General features: G+C 58.8%; 15 protein-coding genes. 7 read left to right on the forward strand and 8 right to left on the reverse strand.

Going from position 1 to position 20,183, the window contains the following annotated elements; translation table 11 throughout:
• The first annotated feature begins 73 nt into the window (after window positions 1–73).
• Entirely contained in the window at window positions 74–1,549 is a 1,476-nt protein-coding gene (gene xylB, locus ACOBR2_RS16985) for a xylulokinase (protein ID WP_420237292.1), read from the forward strand.
• A 182-nt stretch (window positions 1,550–1,731) separates the two neighbouring features.
• On the opposite strand, the gene ACOBR2_RS16990 is transcribed toward xylB, so the two are convergent.
• The gene (locus ACOBR2_RS16990) at window positions 1,732–4,194 is read right to left on the reverse strand and encodes an ATP-dependent Clp protease ATP-binding subunit (RefSeq protein WP_420237293.1); all 2,463 of its coding nucleotides are present in this window, start codon (window positions 4,192–4,194) and stop codon (window positions 1,732–1,734) included.
• Between the two features lie 300 nt (window positions 4,195–4,494).
• Entirely contained in the window at window positions 4,495–5,295 is an 801-nt protein-coding gene (locus ACOBR2_RS16995; protein WP_420237294.1) for an ABC transporter ATP-binding protein, read from the reverse strand.
• Between the two features lie 156 nt (window positions 5,296–5,451).
• Between ACOBR2_RS16995 and ACOBR2_RS17000 the strand changes: the two genes are divergently transcribed.
• Window positions 5,452–6,483 (forward strand): YXWGXW repeat-containing protein, encoded by a 1,032-nt coding sequence (locus ACOBR2_RS17000; RefSeq protein ID WP_420237295.1) that lies wholly within the window; start codon window positions 5,452–5,454, stop codon window positions 6,481–6,483.
• 117 nt (window positions 6,484–6,600) lie between these two features.
• Here ACOBR2_RS17000 and ACOBR2_RS17005 read toward each other — a convergent pair whose 3' ends face one another.
• The 3 genes from ACOBR2_RS17005 to ACOBR2_RS17015 form a co-directional block, all read right to left on the reverse strand.
• Window positions 6,601–7,776: a diguanylate cyclase domain-containing protein gene (locus ACOBR2_RS17005; RefSeq protein WP_420237296.1), complete on the reverse strand. Its 1,176-nt coding sequence runs from the start codon at window positions 7,774–7,776 to the stop codon at window positions 6,601–6,603.
• 425 nt (window positions 7,777–8,201) lie between these two features.
• On the reverse strand, window positions 8,202–9,146 hold the full coding sequence (gene fabD, locus ACOBR2_RS17010) for an ACP S-malonyltransferase (protein WP_420237297.1): 945 nt from the start codon (window positions 9,144–9,146) through the stop codon (window positions 8,202–8,204).
• A gap of 227 nt (window positions 9,147–9,373) precedes the next feature.
• Complete coding sequence (locus tag ACOBR2_RS17015) at window positions 9,374–10,195, reverse strand: rhomboid family intramembrane serine protease (protein WP_420237298.1); 822 nt, start codon at window positions 10,193–10,195, stop codon at window positions 9,374–9,376.
• 262 nt (window positions 10,196–10,457) lie between these two features.
• On the opposite strand from ACOBR2_RS17015, the gene ACOBR2_RS17020 reads away from it, so the two are divergent.
• The gene (locus ACOBR2_RS17020; protein WP_420237299.1) at window positions 10,458–10,658 is read left to right on the forward strand and encodes a hypothetical protein; all 201 of its coding nucleotides are present in this window, start codon (window positions 10,458–10,460) and stop codon (window positions 10,656–10,658) included.
• Window positions 10,655–11,020: a carboxypeptidase-like regulatory domain-containing protein gene (locus ACOBR2_RS17025; RefSeq protein WP_420237300.1), complete on the forward strand. Its 366-nt coding sequence runs from the start codon at window positions 10,655–10,657 to the stop codon at window positions 11,018–11,020. Before ACOBR2_RS17020 ends, ACOBR2_RS17025 begins: the two co-directional genes overlap by 4 nt.
• A gap of 102 nt (window positions 11,021–11,122) precedes the next feature.
• Here the strand turns inward: ACOBR2_RS17025 and gatB are convergent, their stop codons facing one another.
• From gatB to ACOBR2_RS17040, 3 genes are all read right to left on the reverse strand, one after another.
• Complete coding sequence (gatB, locus tag ACOBR2_RS17030; RefSeq protein WP_420237301.1) at window positions 11,123–12,595, reverse strand: Asp-tRNA(Asn)/Glu-tRNA(Gln) amidotransferase subunit GatB; 1,473 nt, start codon at window positions 12,593–12,595, stop codon at window positions 11,123–11,125.
• A gap of 117 nt (window positions 12,596–12,712) precedes the next feature.
• Window positions 12,713–15,436, reverse strand: a complete 2,724-nt coding sequence (gene ppdK / locus ACOBR2_RS17035; RefSeq protein ID WP_420240028.1) for a pyruvate, phosphate dikinase — start codon at window positions 15,434–15,436, stop codon at window positions 12,713–12,715.
• 336 nt (window positions 15,437–15,772) lie between these two features.
• Entirely contained in the window at window positions 15,773–16,123 is a 351-nt protein-coding gene (locus ACOBR2_RS17040; protein ID WP_420237302.1) for an STAS domain-containing protein, read from the reverse strand.
• A gap of 381 nt (window positions 16,124–16,504) precedes the next feature.
• On the opposite strand from ACOBR2_RS17040, the gene queG reads away from it, so the two are divergent.
• The 3 genes from queG to ACOBR2_RS17055 all read left to right on the forward strand — a co-directional run bounded on the left by queG (window position 16,505) and on the right by ACOBR2_RS17055 (window position 20,094).
• A complete protein-coding gene (gene queG, locus ACOBR2_RS17045) occupies window positions 16,505–17,668 on the forward strand; it encodes a tRNA epoxyqueuosine(34) reductase QueG (RefSeq protein WP_420237303.1) in 1,164 nt (387 codons plus the stop codon).
• Window positions 17,669–17,745: 77 nt separating this feature from the next.
• Window positions 17,746–18,654 carry a YihY/virulence factor BrkB family protein gene (locus ACOBR2_RS17050; protein WP_420237304.1) on the forward strand — a complete coding sequence of 303 codons (909 nt, stop codon included), beginning with the start codon at window positions 17,746–17,748 and terminating at the stop codon, window positions 18,652–18,654.
• A gap of 588 nt (window positions 18,655–19,242) precedes the next feature.
• Window positions 19,243–20,094 carry a universal stress protein gene (locus ACOBR2_RS17055; RefSeq protein WP_420237305.1) on the forward strand — a complete coding sequence of 284 codons (852 nt, stop codon included), beginning with the start codon at window positions 19,243–19,245 and terminating at the stop codon, window positions 20,092–20,094.
• Window positions 20,095–20,183: the final 89 nt, after the last annotated feature.

A 20,183-nucleotide genomic window follows, 5' to 3' on the forward strand; every position in this document is an offset into this window, starting at 1 on the left:
CCCGAGCTGCTATGCTGCCTGCGCAAGAAAAATCGATTTATTCGGCTTATTTTCCCGCAAGGAGCAGACGAAAATGTGGTTTCTGGGCATGGATGTGGGCACGGGTGGCACCCGCGCCGTACTGGTGGATGGAGACGGAAAACTCGTCGCCACGGCATCAAGCGAGCATAAGCCCTTCCGGGCCGAACATCCCGGCTGGGCCGAGCAGGATCCCGAAGACTGGTGGCGCGCTGCCCAAGAGGCGATCCGCGGCGCACTGGCCGCCGCACCCGAGCCCAAACAGCCCGTGGTTGCCCTCGCCCTTACCGGCCAAATGCACGGCTGCGTGCTGCTCGACCAAGCCGGTGCGGTGTTGCGCCCGGCCATGATCTGGTGCGACACCCGCACCCAGCCTGAGTGCGACTGGCTCACCGAAAAAATCGGCTACGAAAAGCTGATCGAGCTCACCTGCAACCCGGCTCTGCCCAACTTCACCGTCACCAAACTCCTCTGGTCTCGCACTCACGAGCCCGCACTCTTTGCCAAAATCGCGCATGTGCTCTGCCCCAAGGACTACGTCCGCTATCGCCTCACTGGTGAGTTCGCCATCGACGTGCAGGAGGCCAGCGGCACGCTGCTGCTGGACGTAGCCCACCGCCGCTGGTCGCAGGAAGTGGCCGAGGCTGCCGGAGTAAAGGAAAGCTGGCTGCCCAAGGTCTACGAATCCACCGAAGTTTGCGCGCGCATCAGCGAAGAAGCTGCCGCCAAAACCGGTCTCAAGTCCGGAACCCCGGTGGCCGCAGGCGCAGGCGATCAGGGCGCGGGCGCGGTCGGCATGGGCATTTTGGAACCCGGCAGCGTTTCGGCTACTATCGGCACCAGTGGCGTGGTCTTTGCCGCCACCGCCCAGCCCACCAAAGACCCCAAGGGCCGTCTGCACACCTTCTGCCACGCCGTTCCTGGCTTGTGGCATGTGATGGGCGTAACGCAATCCGCTGGACTCAGCCTGAACTGGCTGCGCAACACCTTTTTCGCCGGCCAAAATTACGACGTGCTCAGCGCCGCTGCGGCTAAAATTCCTGCCGGCAGCGAGGGCCTGAACTGGGCTCCGTACCTGCTTGGCGAGCGCACGCCGCACCTGGACCCCGAGGTCCGCGCCGCCTTTACCGGCATTGGCGTAAACCACACCTCAGCCCACTTTGTCCGCGCCGTGCTGGAGGGCGTGGCCTACTCGCTGGAGGATACTTTCTCGCTCTTCAAAGAGTTGGGCATTCCTGTCAGCGGTATTCGCTTGGGCGGCGGCGGCGCGCGGGGTGCGCTCTGGCGCAAAATCCAGGCCGGAATCTACGGCCACACCGTGGAAGTACTCACGGCCGAAGAGGGCGGAGCCTTTGGCTGCGCGCTGATGGCAGGCGTAGCTGCCGGCCACTGGGCCAATCTGAATCTGGCCTGCGCAACCGCCATCGAAGTGGCCGAGCGCATCGCGCCCGATGCAGCCGATCTGGCCGCCTACCAGACCGGCTACGCCAATTGGCGCAAGGTCTACCCAGCCATCAAAACGTTGCGCTAGAGCATCTCTCCTGAAGGTATAGAGCGAGTCGATGCAGCATCGTTGACGCGACCCCCAGGGAGTGGCAACCTGGCAAGACTTTTGCCACTTCACAGCATCAGGAGAGATGCTCTATAAAGCAGAAATTCAACACAGAAAAACCCCGGCAAATGCCGGGGTTTTCTGTTGCGTTTCTGGTTAGGTTAGTTGCTGTAGAGCAGCACACCCTCAGCCTTTTCTTCACTACCCTCTTCGGCGCTGACCGGACGATAGAAGAGCTGATTTTTGTCGAGGTAGACCTCAATGAAAGCCGGCCGATCGGTGATCTTGCCCGCAATCAACGTCTCGCTCAGCGGGTCCTCGACGTAGCGCTGCAGGGCGCGGCGCAAAGGACGTGCTCCATAACTGCGATCGCTCAGCGTCTTTTCAAGAATCCACTTCTTCGCATCGTCGGCCACCGAGATGGTGATCGCCTTCTGCGCCAGATTGGCGTTCAACTGATGCACCAGCAGGTCCACAATCTGCAACAGGTCGTTGTCGCTCAGCTGCTGGAAGAGAATCACTTCATCCAGACGATTGAGGAACTCGGGATTGAAGGTCTTTTTGACCTCTTGCTTGACCAGTTCTTCTACCTTGTCGCTCACCATGTCTTCGCGGTCGCTCTGGAAGCCCAGACCCTGCTTCTTCTGCAGGTGGCGCGCGCCAATGTTCGACGTCATGATGATGATCGCGTTCTTGAAGTCCACCGTATTGCCCAGTCCATCCGTCAGCTGGCCGTCTTCAAAAACCTGCAGCAGGATGTTGAACAAGTCGGGGTGCGCCTTCTCGATCTCATCGAGCAGGACCACGGAATAGGGCGAACGCTTCACGCGCTCGGTCAGCTGACCGCCCTCTTCGTAGCCCACATAGCCCGGAGGCGAACCGATCAGTTTGCTGACGCTATGCTTTTCCATGTACTCCGACATATCAAAGCGGATCAACGCCTTGTCAGAGCCAAAGAGGAATTGCGCCAGCGAACGCGCCATCTCGGTTTTGCCCACGCCCGTGGGACCCAGGAAGAGGAACGATCCGATGGGCCGGTTAGGGCTCTTCAGGCCGGCACGCGAGCGGCGAATGGCGCGGGCCAAGGCCGAAATGGCCTTCTCCTGCGAGATGATCCGCTTGTGCAGCTCTTCTTCCACGCGCAAGAGCTTCTGGGTTTCTTCTTCCTTGATGCTGGTTACCGGCACGCCAGTCCAGCGGCTGACTACATCCTCAATGTCTTCGCGGCTCACGATGCCACTGGCCGAATCATCCAGGTGGTACTTGTCGCGCATCGACCGCAGCGTCTCGCGTTCCTTGCGCTCCTCATCGGAGTAGAAACGGGCCTTCTCGAACTCATGGTTCGCAATGGCCGAGTCCATGCGGTGCACAATGAACTTGATGCGCTTCTGCACCTCAGTGATCTCTTCCGGCAGCGAGGTCTGACGCAGCTTGACGCGCGCTCCGGCCTCGTCGATCAGGTCAATCGCCTTGTCGGGCAAAAAGCGGTCCGGAATATAACGGTTGGAGTGTGAAACCGAGAACTCGATGGCCTCATCGGTGTAACTGACCGCATGAAACTTCTCGTAACGGTCCTTGATGCCCATGATGATCTTGATGGCGTCGGTCTCGTTGGGAGGCGGCACCTTCACGGCCTGGAAGCGGCGTTCGAGCGAGCGGTCCTTCTCAATGGACTTGCGGAATTCGGCCGGCGTGGTTGCGCCAATGCACTGAATCTCGCCCCGCGAAAGCGCTGGCTTGAGGATGTTGGCCGCGTCCAGCGAACCTTCCGCCGAACCCGCGCCCACCAGCGTGTGCAACTCATCGATGAAGATGATGGAGTTTTGATTCTCCATCAGCTCCTTCATGATCGTCTTCAAGCGCTCTTCAAACTGGCCGCGGTACTTGGTGCCCGCCACCACCAGCGAAAGATCGAGCGCCAGAATGCGCTTGTCGGCAAGGAAGCTCGGCACTTCGCCATCGGCGATGCGCTGGGCCAGACCCTCGACGATGGCCGTCTTGCCCACGCCCGGTTCGCCAATCAGCACAGGATTGTTCTTGGTGCGGCGGCAGAGAATCTGCACCACACGTTCCAGCTCGCCATCGCGGCCCACCAGAGGATCCAGCTGCGCATCCATGGCCGCTTGGGTCAGGTCACGGCTGAACTCGGTCAGCAGACTCGACTCACGCTGCCGCGGCTGCGGCGCAGGTTTTTCCTGCGTCACACGCGAAAGCTCTTCGCGGATCTGGCTCAGCTTCAGGCCACGCTCCTGCAAGATTTCCGAGGCAAAGCATTTTTCTTCGCGCAACAACCCAAGCAACAAATGTTCGGTACCAATGTGTTTGTGCGTCAGCCGTTCGGCTTCTTCCGCCGCATAGGCCAGCACCCGTTTGCACTCGTTCGACAGCGGCAGGTCCACGCTTGTAGAAACCTTCTCGCGGATCGTCGTATGCGCTTCAATCTGTTTGCGGATCGATTCGATCGAAGCATGCGAGCGCAGAAAACGGGTGGTCAACGCCTTGTCCTCGCGCAGCAAGCCAAGCAGAAGATGCTCGGTCTCGATATAGGGCGAACCAAACTGGCTGGCCTCATACCGCGCGAAGAAGATCACACGCCGTGCCTTCTCCGTATAGCGTTCGAACATGGATTTTCTCCCTGTCAGGGCTATCGGCTGAAGTGGTCGTCCGGTTCAGTTCCGGCCTCGGCCCTACGCGCTCGTGCCCCTGTTTTGACTTCGCCGCCGGGCTCCTTCCCAAGATGCTGTCTGGCCCGAACAGCCAATCGGATGAGCTGCAAATGCCTTACCCCAGTACTCTCTGCTACGCTTCCGGACCAGAAAGCTACGCCGGAAGACACTCATCCTACCAATTCAAACCGTTCTCTACAAGATTCAACAAACTCTACATTTGTTAAGACTCCAAGAGTAGCCGTATCGTCGCTTTTTCTATGCAACGATTCCTGAATCGGTTTTTTCCTGGTCTTGGTGTGGAATCTTTTCCATGGCCACAAGTCTGCCCCCCTCAAGGCGCAGTGCCCGCGTACAGCGCGCCGCCAGTTCCAGATTGTGCGTTACCAGAATCGACGTCAGCCCATGCTCGTGGTGCAGGCGAGTGAGTAGCTCAAAAACCCGCCAACTGGTAGCCTCGTCCAGATCGCCGGTGGGCTCGTCGGCCAGCAGAATCTGCGGCCCGTTCACCAGCGCCCGCGCCAGCGCCACACGCTGCTGCTCACCGCCGGAAAGCTCGCCCGGTCGGTGGCCGGCCCGGTCTTCCAGGCCCACCGTCTGCAGCCATGCGGCCGCCTTTTCCTCGGCTTCTGAAATCTTCATGCCCCGTGCAATCAGCGGCATGGCCACATTTTCCAGGGCCGTGAACTCGGGCAGAAGATAGTGAAACTGCCACACATAGCCGATGGCCTGATTGCGAAAACGGGCTGCTGCGCGTGGCGCCAGCCGGGTCACGTCGGTTCCAGCCACCAGCACCGAACCGGTGGTGGGCGCATCGAGCGCTCCCAGCAGGTGCAGCAGGCTGCTTTTACCGGCGCCCGATTGACCCACAATGGCCACCATCTCGCCCGCTTCCACCCGCAGGTCAAGATTGCGAAACAGCGTCAGTTCGCCCCGCGCCGTACGATAGGTTTTTTCAAGGTTTTCAACAAGAATCACAGCAGAGTCCTCGGGCCGCACCTCTGGCTCCTGCCCGGGCTGCAGGTTGCTTGCGACGCTGATTGCGGCAGGCTCTCTCATCTGTTGAATGCATTTTACAGGAGCAGGCGATAAGATTCAGTGAAGAGCCCGGCTGCAAAATTTCGCAACTTCCAATCTGCACCAGGGTTCTGCACAATTAGACTGGACACGCTCAGATCCTGCTGCCGTCAACGCGGGTCCAATCGGAGGATTGTAATGAAAAAGTTCTGTTCTCTTCGCGTATTGTTTCTGGGGCTATTGTTTTCACTGGTTCCTGCTTCATCTTTCGCGGGTGTCTTCATCAGCGTGGGCATTGCGCCTCCCGCTCTGCCTGTCTATGACGTTCCGCCCTGCCCCGAACCCGGCTGGATGTGGACTCCCGGCTACTGGGCCTACGGTGCAGACGGCTATTACTGGGTTCCCGGCGCGTGGGTGCCGGCTCCCAATGAGGGTGCACTCTGGACGCCCGGCTACTGGGGCTGGGGCGAAGGCGTTTACCTCTGGCATCCCGGCTACTGGGGACCGCATGTGGGCTACTACGGTGGCGTGAACTACGGTGGCGGCTACCTCGGCATCGGCTTTGCGGGCGGAATGTGGCACGGACACGACTTTGTCTATAACACCGCTGCTGTTCGTGTAGGGCCCTCGATTCACAATACGTACATCAATAAAACCGTGATTGTGAACAATACCGTGGTCAACAACAACCATGTTTCGTTCAACGGCGGTCCGGGTGGCATCAATCATTCGCCGATGGCTCAGGAACGGATGGCCGAGCACGAGCAGCATATGGGCGCCAGCAACTTCCAGCAGAACCATCAGTCGGCGGCCATGGCCGATCACGGCTCCTACGCCCGCAACAACGGCGGTCGTCCGTCCAATACAGCCATGGCTCGACCCATGGGCTACAGCAATAATGCCAACCAGGGCGGCCAAGGCTTTGGCGGAGCACAACATTCAGCCCAGCCACAGTTCCAACAGCAGCATTCGGCTCAGCCGCAGTACCAGCAGCAACAGCGCTCGGCCCAGCCGCAGTACCAGCAGCAACAGCAACAGCGCTCGGCTCAGCCGCAGTACCAACAGCAACAGCGCTCGGCCCAGCCGCAGCACCAGCAGCAACAGCGCTCGGCTCAGCCGCAGTACCAACAGCAGCAACACAGCCAGCAGCAGAGCAGCCAGTCGCATGCGCAGCCCCAGGGTAACAATGATCATGCTGCCAAACGCAACGACGACCACGATCACCACTAAAACAAAGGCCGGTTCCTCATCAGGGGAACCAGCCCTTCAGGCGCTTCAGCCGATTCACAAAAAGCAGCCAGCCCCGTGCATGCTCACTGGGCTTGGCCGCTTTTTTCGCTCTCTGTTTTACGGATTCGCAACCAGACTCAGCATGGTTTTTGCGTCCTTCTGGTGCTTGTCTGCGTACATGCGCAGATCTGCGATCCGGCACAGGTCATCCACACAGCCCGCATCATCGGGAAAGACCACGCTGCCCACGCTGAAGGATGCGTGAATCTCAGTAAATCCATCGCTCGTGCTGCAGACGTAGGGCATGCCTTCAATGCGCTGCTTGATCTCGGCAATCAGCCGCCCGACGTACTCCTCCAGCGAGTATTCTTCCGCCTGGCTCAACTGGTCGAAGTCCTCCACCAATAGATAGAATTCATCGCCGCCCACCCGGCAGATCTGGTCGGAAGCGCGCGTCAGGCTGTGCAGCCGGTCGGCAATCTGGCGCAGCAGAATATCGCCCACCAGGTGTCCCCAGGTGTCATTGACCGTCTTGAAGTAGTTCAGGTCCAGATAGAGCAGCACCAGCTTGCTGTGGTTGCGCCGCGCCCGCGCCATGCTCTGTTCAATACAGGCCATAAACAGACGGCGGTTCGGCAAGCCGGTCAACATGTCGTGCAGCGCCTCATGCTCATGCAGCGCATTCAGCTCTTCCAGCGTGAGCAGCAACAGACCACAGGCCAGAATGAACCGCTCCATATCCAAGAAGTGATTGATGACTCCGGTCCAGAAATCCGATTGATTCAGGAAGAGCGGATGAACGAGAAAACAAAGCGACCAGGTGAAGAAACACGTGACCACCACCATGCGCCCCTGCCGCTTGCGCTCCAGGGTCAGGAAAAAACAGATGGCCGTGGCCAGATAAAGCCCAAACAAAATCGAAAAGGCAGCCGCCCGCCATTGCCCCATTACGCTGAAGTAGATTGGCAGAGCCCATCCCACCAAATGACACAGATAGATGCCGGCAGGACGTTTCATAAAATAGGTACAAAACAGCCCCACAAGCAGTCCGCCACAGCTCAAGAACAGAAACAGACCTTTGGAATACAGGTCAAAGGCGTAAGCAGTCAAAATCAGCGGAGATGCCGCCAGACAGATCGTCATGTACAACACGCTTCCCGGCTGCCTGCGCATGCTTTTACTGGCCGTCAGAAGAAAGCAGATTCCGGCAAAAAAATAGGCGTTTACTGATGCCGCATGGGCTAGCCGGACCAGAAGCAACGGCAGCGGCGACTTGCTTACAAAACTACTCATTCCTTGCAGAAAAATCAGCAAAAGCCCACGAATCCACAACGAAGAATGTGGCAGCGGCCTTTTCCTGTTGAATCTGGCCAGGATAATCGCTATCCAGAGCACAGACAGGCTATCGGGAACAATCAATATATTTATCCCATTCCCCATGGGTAACCTATCGTCTTCAAAAAGGGATTCTTGATGCTCAAATTCCGCGATGTGATGCTTAGAGCGTAATTTAACTAAATATCCACATTTTTGGCCATTATGTCCCGAAAAACGACACAAGATTTCCTCGCGTACCGGGCTCAGAATCCGTTTTTCTGCAGCAAAATACCCCGGAGAAAGCCTCCGCCATGCAGCAGGCTCTTTCCGGGGTATTTTGCTTTACTTCATGTAAAAAACTCTCTCGATCCAGCCAGGGGTTCTTCCGCAATTCTGCGGGCTTATCCCCGGAGGACTTCCAGCGCCTTTTCAAGCGAGGCCGAGTCTTCCACGTTCACCGTCTTCAGTTCGGGATCGATCTGCTTGAGCAGGCCGCAGAGCACCTTGCCCGGGCCCACTTCCACAAACAGCTCAGCTCCCGCAGCCTTGAGCGCCTGCACGCACTCCACCCAGCGCACGGAGCCGGTCACCTGGCGGGTGAGCGCATCCTGCGCCTCGGCCACGGTCGAAAGCATCGCGCCGTTCACATTGGCGGCTACGGGCATCTGCGGTGCGGCCAAGGTCAGAGCAGCCAGGACCTCTGCCACGACTTCCTGCGCGGGCTGCATCAGCGAGCAGTGGAAGGGAGCGCTGACCGGAAGCATGACGGCGCGACGAGCGCCCTTGGCCTTAAGTGCGGCGGCAGCCTTTTCCACGGCCGCCAGAGCACCACTGATCACGGTCTGTCCAGGCGAATTCAGATTGGCGGCAGCCACCACCTGACCGGTTTCAGCAGCCACTTCCGCGCAGACCTCGGCGATCACCGCCGGATCCAGCGCCAACACGGCAGCCATGCCACCCTGACCTGCCGGAACCGCCAGTTGCATGGCGCGGCCACGAACCGTCACTGAACGCACGGCGTCGGCAAAGGTAAGCGTTCCAGCCGCCACATGGGCCGACCACTCGCCCAGCGAGTGCCCGGCGGCCAGATCCGGCTGGATGCCGTGCTCAGCCAGTACGCGGGCCACGGCCACGCTCATGGTCAGAATTGCGGGTTGGGTATTTTCAGTCAGCTTCAGCTGGTCTTCAGGCCCCTCGAAGCAAAGCTTCGAGAGCGCAAAGCCCAGCGCCTCGTCGGCTTCGGCAAAGGTGGCGGCGGCTACCGGAAAACGCTCGGACAGTTCCCGGCCCATACCAACGGCCTGCGATCCCTGCCCCGGAAAAAGAAAGGCAATCTTCTTGCTCATGTCAGTTTGGATTGTATCGTTTCCGGCTTTGTCGGCAAGAATTGCGGAAAAACAACTGCTAGCTTCCAGCCTCTAGCTTTTGGCCCTCAGCTTTATCATGCACAGTACAGCAGCCTCGACAGGGGAAAACTCCTGCCACACAAAGCCACTCCCCCTCCGCCAGTCACAGCCCAACTGAAAGCTGACAGCTAAAAGCTAGAGGCTAGAGGCTGGAAGCTAGAGGCTGTCTAATTCCAGCGGCTGCGGTCCCGCGGATCATCCTCGATCGGTTTGCCGAGGCCATCCAGATGGACCGTCTTGCCCTGCTTCTGCATGTAGACTTCGAATTTGCGGCCAGCCCGGCGGCGCTTCCAGCGATAGTAGCCGTTGATCAGGCCGAACCAGCGCTCGGTGAACCACAAGCCGATGCCACGCTCCGGCACCAGCCACAGGTACAGCAGGGCCGTGCCCGCACCACCCAGCTCCGAAAGCGCATACAGCTTCTGCTCGGTAAGCAGCATGGCCAAGGCCACCAGACCATAGATGATCGCCATGTAGCGGGCTTTGATGAAGATGAAAAAAAGCAGAAATTCCGTCTCGCCATGCACCACGCCAATGATGGCCAGAAGCCCGAAAAGCGCTCCGAAACAGCCATAAAGCGCCACAGTATAGAACTGGCCGGAGTAGGACTGGTTGACCCCGTACACGATCAACGCCGTAGCCGCAGTGCCCAGCACCGAGATGGTGTAGAGCCCCGCCAGCCACGAGGAGGGATGGAAATTTTCCAGAAATCCCAGCAGAAACCAGAGCGAAAGCATCTCAAAAAGCGTTCCACTGATGGTGGGATGAACAAAACTGTAGGTGAGCGGCTGCCACGGATAGCCGTGCGCGCACAGCGGGGGGATCAGCGAAAAGCTGCTGGCCAGCATGCTGACCCTGTCGTGCGTAAGAATCTCGACGATCTTCAGCAGGAAGAACGCCCCCAGATTCAGCAGGAGCAAAAACCGGGTCAGCCCCCGGAATGCGGGAAAAGAGAGAGGAGTCGAACCGAGTCTGCGCATCGCGGTCATCTGTCACAGGCTACTCTGCCAAGCGCCTTCGTGTCATGTTACTCCCAGTCAGACCATTTTTGTACCATTTCGACCAAGGTAAGGAATTCTTCCCGTTCGTGCCAAAATGAAATCCATTCTTCCCCTCCAGATCGTGCGCTCCGCCCTTGACCGCAGGACCCGTTCTCACTAAAACTAGCCATGATGCACCATGCGCGATTCCGCTATCGTGCAATCAATGGCGTTGCTTTGGGTTTGAACCCGAGAAAGAGAGGAGGCCGCCGTGCCCAACTGCCCTGAATGTGAAAACGAGCTGGACATTGAGCTGGACGAGGTCGAAGAAGGCGACATCGTCACCTGCGAAGAGTGCGGTACCGAGTACGAGGTCGTAGGCGTTGAGCCCCTGGAACTGGCCCGGTCCGATGAGGACTATGATGATGATGAAGATTTGTTCGACGAGGACGAAGAGGAGGACGAAGAGTGAAGTTTAGCCGGACCTTTGTGCTGGCATGTGCAGCGCTGACTGTTTTCACCGTAGGATCCTTTTCTTCCCGCAGCTCGCTGCGGGCCCATGCGCAGGAAACCACGCCGCGCACCGTCTCCGGTGCCGTGCTGGATGCGGGCGACCAGCCGGTTGTTGGCGCCACCGTCTTCCTGCGGAACACTAAAACCAAGTCGATCCGCAGCTTCACCTCCGTCGAAAAGGGCCACTATTATTTCGCCCAGGTCAACAAGGTCGATGATTTTGAACTCTGGGCTGAAAAAGACGGCAAGAAAAGCACCGTCAAGACGGTCAGCTCATGGGATACCCGCACGCAGTTCGTCAGCGATCTAAAGCTGAAATAATTTCCCGCCCTGTTGCTGATTTTTCAGGCAGAAATACAACGAGGCGTCTTCCTTGCGGAAGACGCCTCGTTCTTTTCCGGTGAATTTTTTGGGAAGACCGTTCTACCCTTCGAGCTTCTTCGTCACCAGCTCGTTGAGCAGCGCCGGATTGGCCTGGCCCTTGCTCGCCCGCATCACCTGCCCCACAAAGAAGCCTGCCACCGTCTTCTTGCCACCACGGTACTGCTCCACCTGCTTGGGGTTAGCCGCAATCACCTCGTCGATCATCTTCTCGATTGCTCCGGTGTCGCTGATCTGCTGCGGTTTTTCGCGCTCATAAACCGGACCAAAGTCCTCGCTCTTCTCAAAGCAGACGTCGAAGAGCTGTTTGAGCTGCTTGCTGCTGATCGTGCCTGCCTCCAGCAAATCGGCAGCCTGCACAATGCCCTGCATGCTCACCGGCGACTGCTCCTGCTCAATGCCCAGCGCGTTCAACCGTCCGCCAATCTCGCTCAGTAACAGGTTGGCCACGCGGCGCGGGCTCTTGGCCGTCTTGGCGGCAGCCTCAAACTGGTCCGCAAAGGCGCGGGTAGAAGTAAGCGTAGCCGCATCCTTGGCCGAAAGCTCGTACTCGGCAATCATGCGGGCGCGACGCGCTTCTGGCAGCTCCGGGAGCTCCGCTCTTCTACTCTCGATAAATTCTTTCGTCAAAACGAGAGGCGGAAGATCCGGCTCGGGGAAGTAGCGATAGTCGTGGGCCTGTTCCTTGGAGCGCATGGTGTAGGTGCGGCCCTCGGCAGCATTCCACAGACGCGTCTCCTGCGCCACGCGGGCCCCCGACTCCAGCACCTCGATCTGGCGCTCAATCTCGTAGGCCAGCGAGTCGCGCACATAGCGGAAGCTGTTCAGGTTCTTGACCTCGGCTTTGGTACCGAACTTCTCCTCGCCCTTCAGCCGAATGCTGACGTTGGCGTCGCAGCGCAGCGATCCTTCTTCCATATTGCAGTCGGAAACGCCGCAATACAGCAGAATCTCCTTGAGCCGGGTTAGATACTCCCAAGCCTCATCGGGCGTGCGAATGTCGGGCTCGCTGACGATCTCAGCCAGCGGTGTGCCGCAGCGGTTCAGGTCAAGGTAGGTGCGGGTAGCCGATTCGGCAAAACCATCGTGGATGCTCTTGCCGGCGTCCTCTTCCATGTGCAGGCGGGTTACGCCAATCCGCTTCGTCGAACCATCGACCGTGGGCACTTCAATCCAGCCATGCTCGGCGATGGGTTTGTCGAACTGCGAAATCTGGTAGCCCTTGGGCAGATCCGGATAAAAATAATTCTTGCGGGCAAAGATCGACCGCTCGCGCACCTGACAGTTGATGGCCAGGCTCGCCAGGGTGGAAAACTCCACCGCCTTGGCGTTGAGCACCGGCAAAGCACCGGGCAGGCCCAGGCAGACCGGACAGACGTTCGTGTTCGGCTCGGAGCCGAACTGGTTGGCACAGCCACAGAACGCCTTGCTGGCGGTCAATAGCTGCACATGCACTTCGAGCCCAATCACAGGCTCGTACTTGGCCAGGACCTCTGGTGAAATCGCTGCGGGCATACTTGAATTTTAGCGCGAGAGGCGCCCCTCTGGCCTTGCAGGATTTTCTCCCTGCGGATCCTAAAAAAATCCGGGGACGCGAATTGCATCGCGCCCCCGGGGTTGTGTCGGCAGAGATTACTTGTTGCCGGTGCCCATGGTGCCGTTCCGCTCCTCTACTGCTGCCTGAGCAGCAGCCAGACGAGCGGTAAGCAACCGGAAGGGCGAGCAGGAGACGTAGTTCAGGCCAATCTTGTGGCAGAACTTGACGCTTTCCGGGTCGCCGCCGTGTTCGCCGCAGATGCCCACCTTCAAGTCCTGGCGGGTATTGCGGCCCTTGGCCGTGGCCATCTTCACCAGTAGCCCCACACCAGCCTGGTCGAGCGTGGCAAAGGGATCCTGCTTGAAGATGCCGTACTTCACGTAGGCCGGCAAGAAGTTGTTGATGTCGTCGCGGCTGATGCCGAAGGTCGTCTGGGTCAGATCGTTGGTGCCGAAGCTGAAGAACTCAGCCTCTTCGGCGATCTGATCGGCGGTCAGGGCAGCGCGCGGCAGCTCGATCATGGTTCCCACCTTGAATTCAACCGACTCGCCCTTCTCCTTGAAGACCTCAGCAGCCACCCGGCGAACGATGGCGGACTGGTTGCGCATCTCTTCGAGCGAACCGATCAGCGGGATCATGATCTCGGGATGCGGATCGCCCCCCTTGCTCTTGACCGCAACGACCGCCTCGAAGATGGCGCGGGACTGCATCTCGGTGATCTCCGGGAAGAGAATCCCCAGACGGCAGCCACGCAGGCCGAGCATCGGGTTCATCTCGTGCAGTTCCTCAACGCGGGCCAGCAGCGGACGCAGCTCCTTCAGCTTGGGCGAACGCGGCTTGGTGTCTTCCAGGTGCTTGATCTCCACCAACAGCTCTTCCCGCTTGGGCAGGAACTCATGCAGCGGAGGATCGAGCAGGCGGATGGTCACACCCATTCCGTCCATCGTCTTGAAGAGGCCAGCAAAGTCGGAGCGCTGCATGGGGAGCAGCTTCTTCAGGGCTTCGCGGCGGTCCTTCTCGCAGGTGGCCAGAATCATGGCGCGCATGTGCTCAATGCGATCTTCGGCAAAGAACATATGCTCGGTACGGCACAGGCCGATGCCTTCGGCACCGAACAGGCGGGCCTGCTGGGCGTCGCGAGGAATGTCGGCGTTGGCGCGGATTTTCAGGCGACGGACCGGATCGACCCAACTCATGAAGGTGACCAGATCAGGATCGTCAGGCTGCGCGGGCAGCGTCTTCAACTGGCCGGAAATCACCCGGCCGGTCGTGCCGTCCAGCGAGATCCAGTCGCCCTGATGGAAGACCTGATCCTTGACCCGCAGTTCCTTGCGTTCCTCATCCACCACGCAATCGCCCGCGCCAGCCACGCAGCACTTACCCATGCCACGGGTGACGACGGCCGCATGCGACGTCATGCCGCCGCGCGAGGTCAGAATGCCCGCAGCCACTTCCATTCCGGCAATGTCTTCCGGCGTGGTTTCGCCACGAACCAGGATGATGGTGCGATATGCGCCGCTGTTGTGGAACTTGACGGCATCTTCGGCCGAGAAGACGATCTGGCCGACAGCCGCACCTGGCGAGGCAGGCAGGCCGGTGGCCAGTACCTCGATCTTTTCGCCCTTTTCCACCAGACGCGGAACCAGGAAGTCGTAAAGCTGGTTGGGCTCGACGCGGAAGATGGCTTCTTCCTGGCTGATCAGGCCCTCCCGGACCATGTCGATGGCGATGCGTACGGCCGCCAGACCGGTGCGCTTGCCGTTGCGCGTCTGCAGCATGTAGAGCTTGCCATCCTGGATGGTGAACTCAAAATCCTGCATGTCGCGATAATGCTTTTCCATGCGGCGGGTAATGTCGCGCAGATGCTCGTAGACCTTGGGCATGGCGCGCTCCAGCTCGCTGATTGACAGCGGCGTGCGCACGCCCGACACCACGTCTTCGCCCTGGGCGTTCATCAGGTACTCGCCAAAGAAGACCTTCTCGCCGGTAGCCGGATTGCGCGTAAAGCCCACGCCGGTGCCGGAGTTCTCGCCCAAATTGCCAAAGACCATGGCCTGCACGTTCACGGCCGTGCCCAGCCAGTCGTCAATGTGGTTGATGCGGCGATAGGTCTTGGCGCGGTCGTTGTTCCAGCTACGGAAAACAGCGTCGCGGGCCTGCACCAACTGGTCCAGTGGTCCCTGCGGAAAGTCCTTGCCGGTCTCCTTGCGCACCAGCTTCTTGTACTCCACGATGATCTTCTTGAGCACGTCGGGACCAAGCTCGTAGTCGAACTTCACTCCCGCCTGCTCCTTGGCCGCGTCGAAGATGGCTTCGAATTTCTTCTTGGGCACATCCAGAACCACGTCGCCGAACATCTGGATCAGGCGGCGATAGGAGTCATAGGCAAAGCGGGGATTGTTCGTACGGACCGCCAGCGCCTCCACGGCCTGATCGTTCAGGCCCAGATTCAGAATCGTGTCCATCATGCCCGGCATGCTGAACTTGGCGCCGGAGCGAACCGAAACCAGCAGCGGATTTTCTCCCGTGCCCAGCTTCTGCCCCTGCATTTTTTCCAGATGCGCCAGTGCATCATGCATCTCGGCATCGATCTCGGGATTCAGTGCACCACGCATGTACTCACGACAGGCTTCGGTCTGAATGGTGAATCCGGGAGGAACGGGCAATCCGGCATTGGTCATCTCGGCCAAACCTGCACCTTTTCCGCCCAGAACATCCTTCATGCGTCCATTGCCGTCGGCCTTGCCACCACCGAAGAAATAGACGTACTTGGTAGGAATCGCACTCGAGTCTGCCTTGCGGGCAGCCTGTACTTCCATCACGCCCTGCGTCATGGTTTAAAGCCTCCGTCTCTATGGAGTCCGCGGCTTCCGATGAGAGGGTGGCGGGGCTCAAACTCAACACATCCACGAAAAACGCGTCAGCAGGTTGAGTTCTTGCGGGGCATCCAGGCATAAGCGAAAACACCGCGGCTTTGGTGAAATGGCCAAACAGATAGTCCCATCGAACAACGATTGCCTGTGAAGCCCATCACAGCACTTAAATTTCTTTCATGATGAGCGTGTCAGGCAAGTTGACATTTCCGGGATAAAATGGGTAAACCCCGCGATTGACGCGGGGTTTAGTGATTTACGGAAAGCTGGGAGGATTTTCCCTCAGGCGGCCATCGGGCCGGAATGCGACTCACTATCCACATTGTGGTACAGAAGAGCCGACTCAAAACCTACCGCGCAAATTATTCCTCTCACGATCCGGGATGGTTTTACCACACGAAACGTATGTCCCACTTCGTGAGCCATACGGTAGATCGTAATCAGCGTGCCAAGGCCCGCCGCATCGATCTTCTGCACCCGTTCCAGGCTCAACGCCACATCATTTTCCGCCACCAGCGGCAGCAACTCGTCCAGCAAGTTCTGCTCACGGCCACGCACCAGCACATCTTCGGTGCAAATCACTACACTCTCTTCGGCAAAAAAGCTTTCCTCGGCAGGGATGAATGTCGACATGATTTACCTCCTTATGCGAATGGTCCCTTGATACGGCGGTGCGACCGGCGCACAGGCCGTTTAAGCTGAAGATGGAAGCAGGGGAAACCTGCAATCAAATTGGGGTACGCAGACAGGAATTCGGGTAGAGGGGAAAGACAAAACGCTGCGAGTCCGCACAATTGCATAGTGAGAATCTTTTGCAGTGCGCTGGCTGCTGATCGTATTCTGCGGCAGAAACACCCAAAAAACATCCCGGATCACGACAGTTTCAAGCAATTTTCATGCAGGCTTTCCATTTTTGAATCTGCCTGACCATTCACACATTTTTGTACGCAAGGCGAAAAGAAAAGTTCCATAAACCCTGGTTCCATGAGTCCTGTCTTCATGAGTCCTGCCTTCATGAGTTCTGACGCATCGCAAAATCCGTGCCCACCGCTCACCCAGACGATGGTCCGCCAAGCCGCCCTTGAAGCCGGCTTCAGCGAGGCCGGACTAGTGGCTTTACCGCATGCGGGCGAGGCTGCAGCCGGTCAGCGCTTTGCGGCCTGGGTTGCGCAGGGCCGCGCCGGAGCCATGCAGTATCTGGAGCGCCGCTCGGACGATGGCCGCCTGCTGCGCGAACGCGTGCATGTGCCCTTTCCCTGGGCGCGCTCGGTCATTGTCTGCTTTGCCAGCTATCACTCGGAAGCACCACGCTCCACCGACGCACATCCGCCGGAAGCCGCATGGATTGCGCGTTACGCCTGGTCCAGCCGCGTGGATGCAAACGGCCAGCGCAGACCAAGCGACTACCACAAGGTGCTCAAAAAACGGCTGGAACAACTGGAAGCCCAGCTACGCAAGCAGTACGCAGGGCAGGCTGAAAAAAATGGCGCAACATACGACTTCGAAGCCCGAGGCTTTGTCGATACCGGACCGGTGCTGGAGCGTTCGCTGGCCACGCTCTCCGGCCTTGGCTGGACGGGCAAGAACACCTGCCTGATTCATCCCAAGCTTGGTTCCTTCGGCTTTCTCGCCGTTCTGCTCACCTCGCTCGAAGCCGCTCCAGTTGCATCTCCTGTTGCAACTGTGGAACACCCCAACCGCTGCGGCACTTGCACCCGCTGCATCGACGCCTGCCCGACGGAGGCGCTTTTTGCTCCGCACCAGATGGACGCCCAGCGCTGCATCGCCTATCTGACCATCGAACACAAGGGCGTGCTGGAAGAATCCTTGCTCGATGGTGTGGGACGGCAGGTTTTCGGCTGCGACATCTGTCAGGATGTGTGCCCCTGGAATCGCAAGGCCGTCATAGTGCCGGATGCTGAACTGGAGCCGCGCCCCGAGTTACTGAACCCCGCTCTGGAAGCGCTGGCCGCGCTCACCGAAGCAGAGTTCGAGCAGAAGTTCAACGGTTCACCGGTGCGCCGCGCGGGCTATCTGGGCCTGCTGCGCAACGTGGCCGTAGCCATGGGCAACAGCGGCCAGCGCCGCTTTGCCGCCCAATTGGCCACATGGACCCAGTCTGCCGACGAAGGTCTGCGCCATGCCGCCCGCTGGGCGCAGAAAAAGATCCATGCGTAACGTTCCAGCAGACGCTCTGACGACTATGCTGAGAAAGCCTGAACACTCTGTTGCCTGCCACCCCGAAGGAGCTCGACGTGCCCGAATCACAGATCCCGTTTAACCCTGAATCCAGTGCACAATCCGGTGGCACAATGCCTGCTTTTTCCCGAACCTATGAAAGCAAGTGGCACCGCTGGCGCAGAGACGGCAAATCGCTGCTCTCCTATCTGCTCGACAGCGAGGTGCATACCTTTGCCTTCAGCGTAGCGGCCAACGCCATTCTCTCGTTCATTCCGTTTATCGTGCTGCTGTACACCCTCTCGGGAGCGGTATTTCATTCCTCGGCGATGGTGGAAGTGGTCAACGACATGGTGAAATACTTCTTCCCCTCCAACCAGTCCTTCGTCGTCGGATCATTCTCCGGCATTGCCCAGCGTCACGGCGTGCAGGTCATGTCGCTGGTGATGATTCTGGTGGCCTGCACGGGCATCTTTCTGCCGCTGGAAGTTGCGCTCAATCAGGCCTGGGGCGTAAAGAAGAGCCGCAACTACATCATGAATCAGGTAGTGGCCTTCGGCCTCGCCTTCCTGATGGTGCTGCTGGGCATGCTGGCCATCGTGGCCAATGCAGTGGGCCGCCAGATACTGGCCGACATGATCTTCGACCACACCGAATATGCCGCCTATGGCGTGCTGAAATTTCTTCTGCTGGCAGTGACTACGGGCATTGCATCGATTCTGTTTTTCTTCTCCATCTACTGGCTGATGCCCAACTGCAAGATCGATCCGAAGCCGGTGCTGCGCACCTCGATCTGGACCGGCATCGTATGGCTGATTTCGAAGTACATCTTCGAGCTGATTCTGCCGCACCTGGATCTGGGTTCACTCTATGGTCCCTTCCGCGTCTCGGTGGGCCTGATCTTCTGGGCTTACACTTCAGGGCTGATCCTGTTTGCCGGCGCTCAGTTCAGCGTGAGCAGGCGGGGCGCGGGCAAGAGCGAATAGCAGACCACGCCCGCGTGGGGTACCCTGTTGATCCGGCAAATCAATATCAACACACGCTGGGTGCCATGCCCTCGACCCACCTTTGTTTTTGTGGCTAGGCTCTCGTCTCTGAAATTCTCATCAAACTTCAGCCTGTCATCCTGAGCGACCGCAGGGAGTCGAAGGATCTGCGGTTGCTTTTTGCCTCTGCATCCATGAACTTTGGCTCCAAAGACACATCCACTCCCACGGAAGATCCTTGAAGAACAACCGCAGATCTTTCGACTCCGTTTGGCTCAAAAACCGGCCAAACTCCGCTCAAGATGACAGAACAATTAGGATGCGAACTTTAGAAACAGGACACTTAAGGTGGGAACGCGCGAAACACTCTTTGTTTGCCGGATCAACAAAGGCTCCTGCGGTTACTTCTTTTCATTTTTATTTTGTTTAACTTCCGGCAATGCCCCCATGTGACCAGAGTCACAGGAAGGGGTGAATGGGGTCACAGCCCATAGTTTTAAGCTGGGCGCAGACTCGGAGTCCATAGTTGTGCTGCGGGGCAGATACGAGCGTCGAGGGGACGCGCAAGACGTCAATCTGGAGGCGTCCATGGCTTTTGCAAACGGCTTGAAGACCATCGTAGTAGCCACCGATCTGCGGGGCAGCTCGGAAGCGGCTTTGGAATACGCCCGCAAGTTGGCCACTCATTATCAGGCGCGGATCGTACTGGCCCACGGCACTGATCCCATGGAATACGCTGCCGTAGGCGCGGTGCCCGGTACTGTACTCGAAAATCTTCCGCAAGAGGCGCGGCAGGTTCTGGACAAGTTGGCCAGCGGACTGCTGCGCGAGGGCATTCCCAGCCATTCCGAGGTCCGTCAGGGGGCCGTGGCCGGCATGCTGGTAGACGTGGCGCGGCAATACGGGGCAGACCTGATCGTGATTGGAACCAAGGGCATGGAAGGTGCGGGCCCGATCGTTGTGGGAGCCATCGCTGAGCAGTTGGTGCGGCTGACTGCCTGTCCGGTGCTGGCCGTTGCCGCCGACTGGAATGCTGGCCCCTTCCGTCCCACGCCGGGCGGACCGGTGATGCTGGCCATGGAACGCAACGAATCCACCGAAGAGGCTGTAAACACAGCACGTTCTCTGGCTAAAGTGCTCAAACGGCCGCTGATCGTGGTCCACGCCCATGAAGGCGAAATCGACCCCTGCGCCGCGACACAGCAAGCCTTCGGCCTCAAACCCGAGCCGGGCCTGACCGTGCATTGCGTGGTGAAGGAATGTGGACCGATCGAAGCCATTAATGAAGCCATTGCCGAATACCACCCCTGTATGCTGGTGGCCGGCGTCAAGCGGACCAGCGAAACGCCCGGTCCGCATGGAACAGTCTTTGCGCTGCTGGCCAGTTCCAGGGTTCCGGTGCTTTGCGTGCCGCCGGGAATTGTCTCCGGGACGGCATAGCAGCCGCCCGAGAGCAGATCGCCAGCCACAGGCTGCGTGCGCACTCTTCAGGGAATCCATCCCTACTGTCTCATTTGCTTTGCTGATCC

It is taken from the genome of Telmatobacter bradus, assembly GCF_048629425.1.
Classification (GTDB): domain Bacteria; phylum Acidobacteriota; class Terriglobia; order Terriglobales; family Acidobacteriaceae; genus Telmatobacter; species Telmatobacter bradus.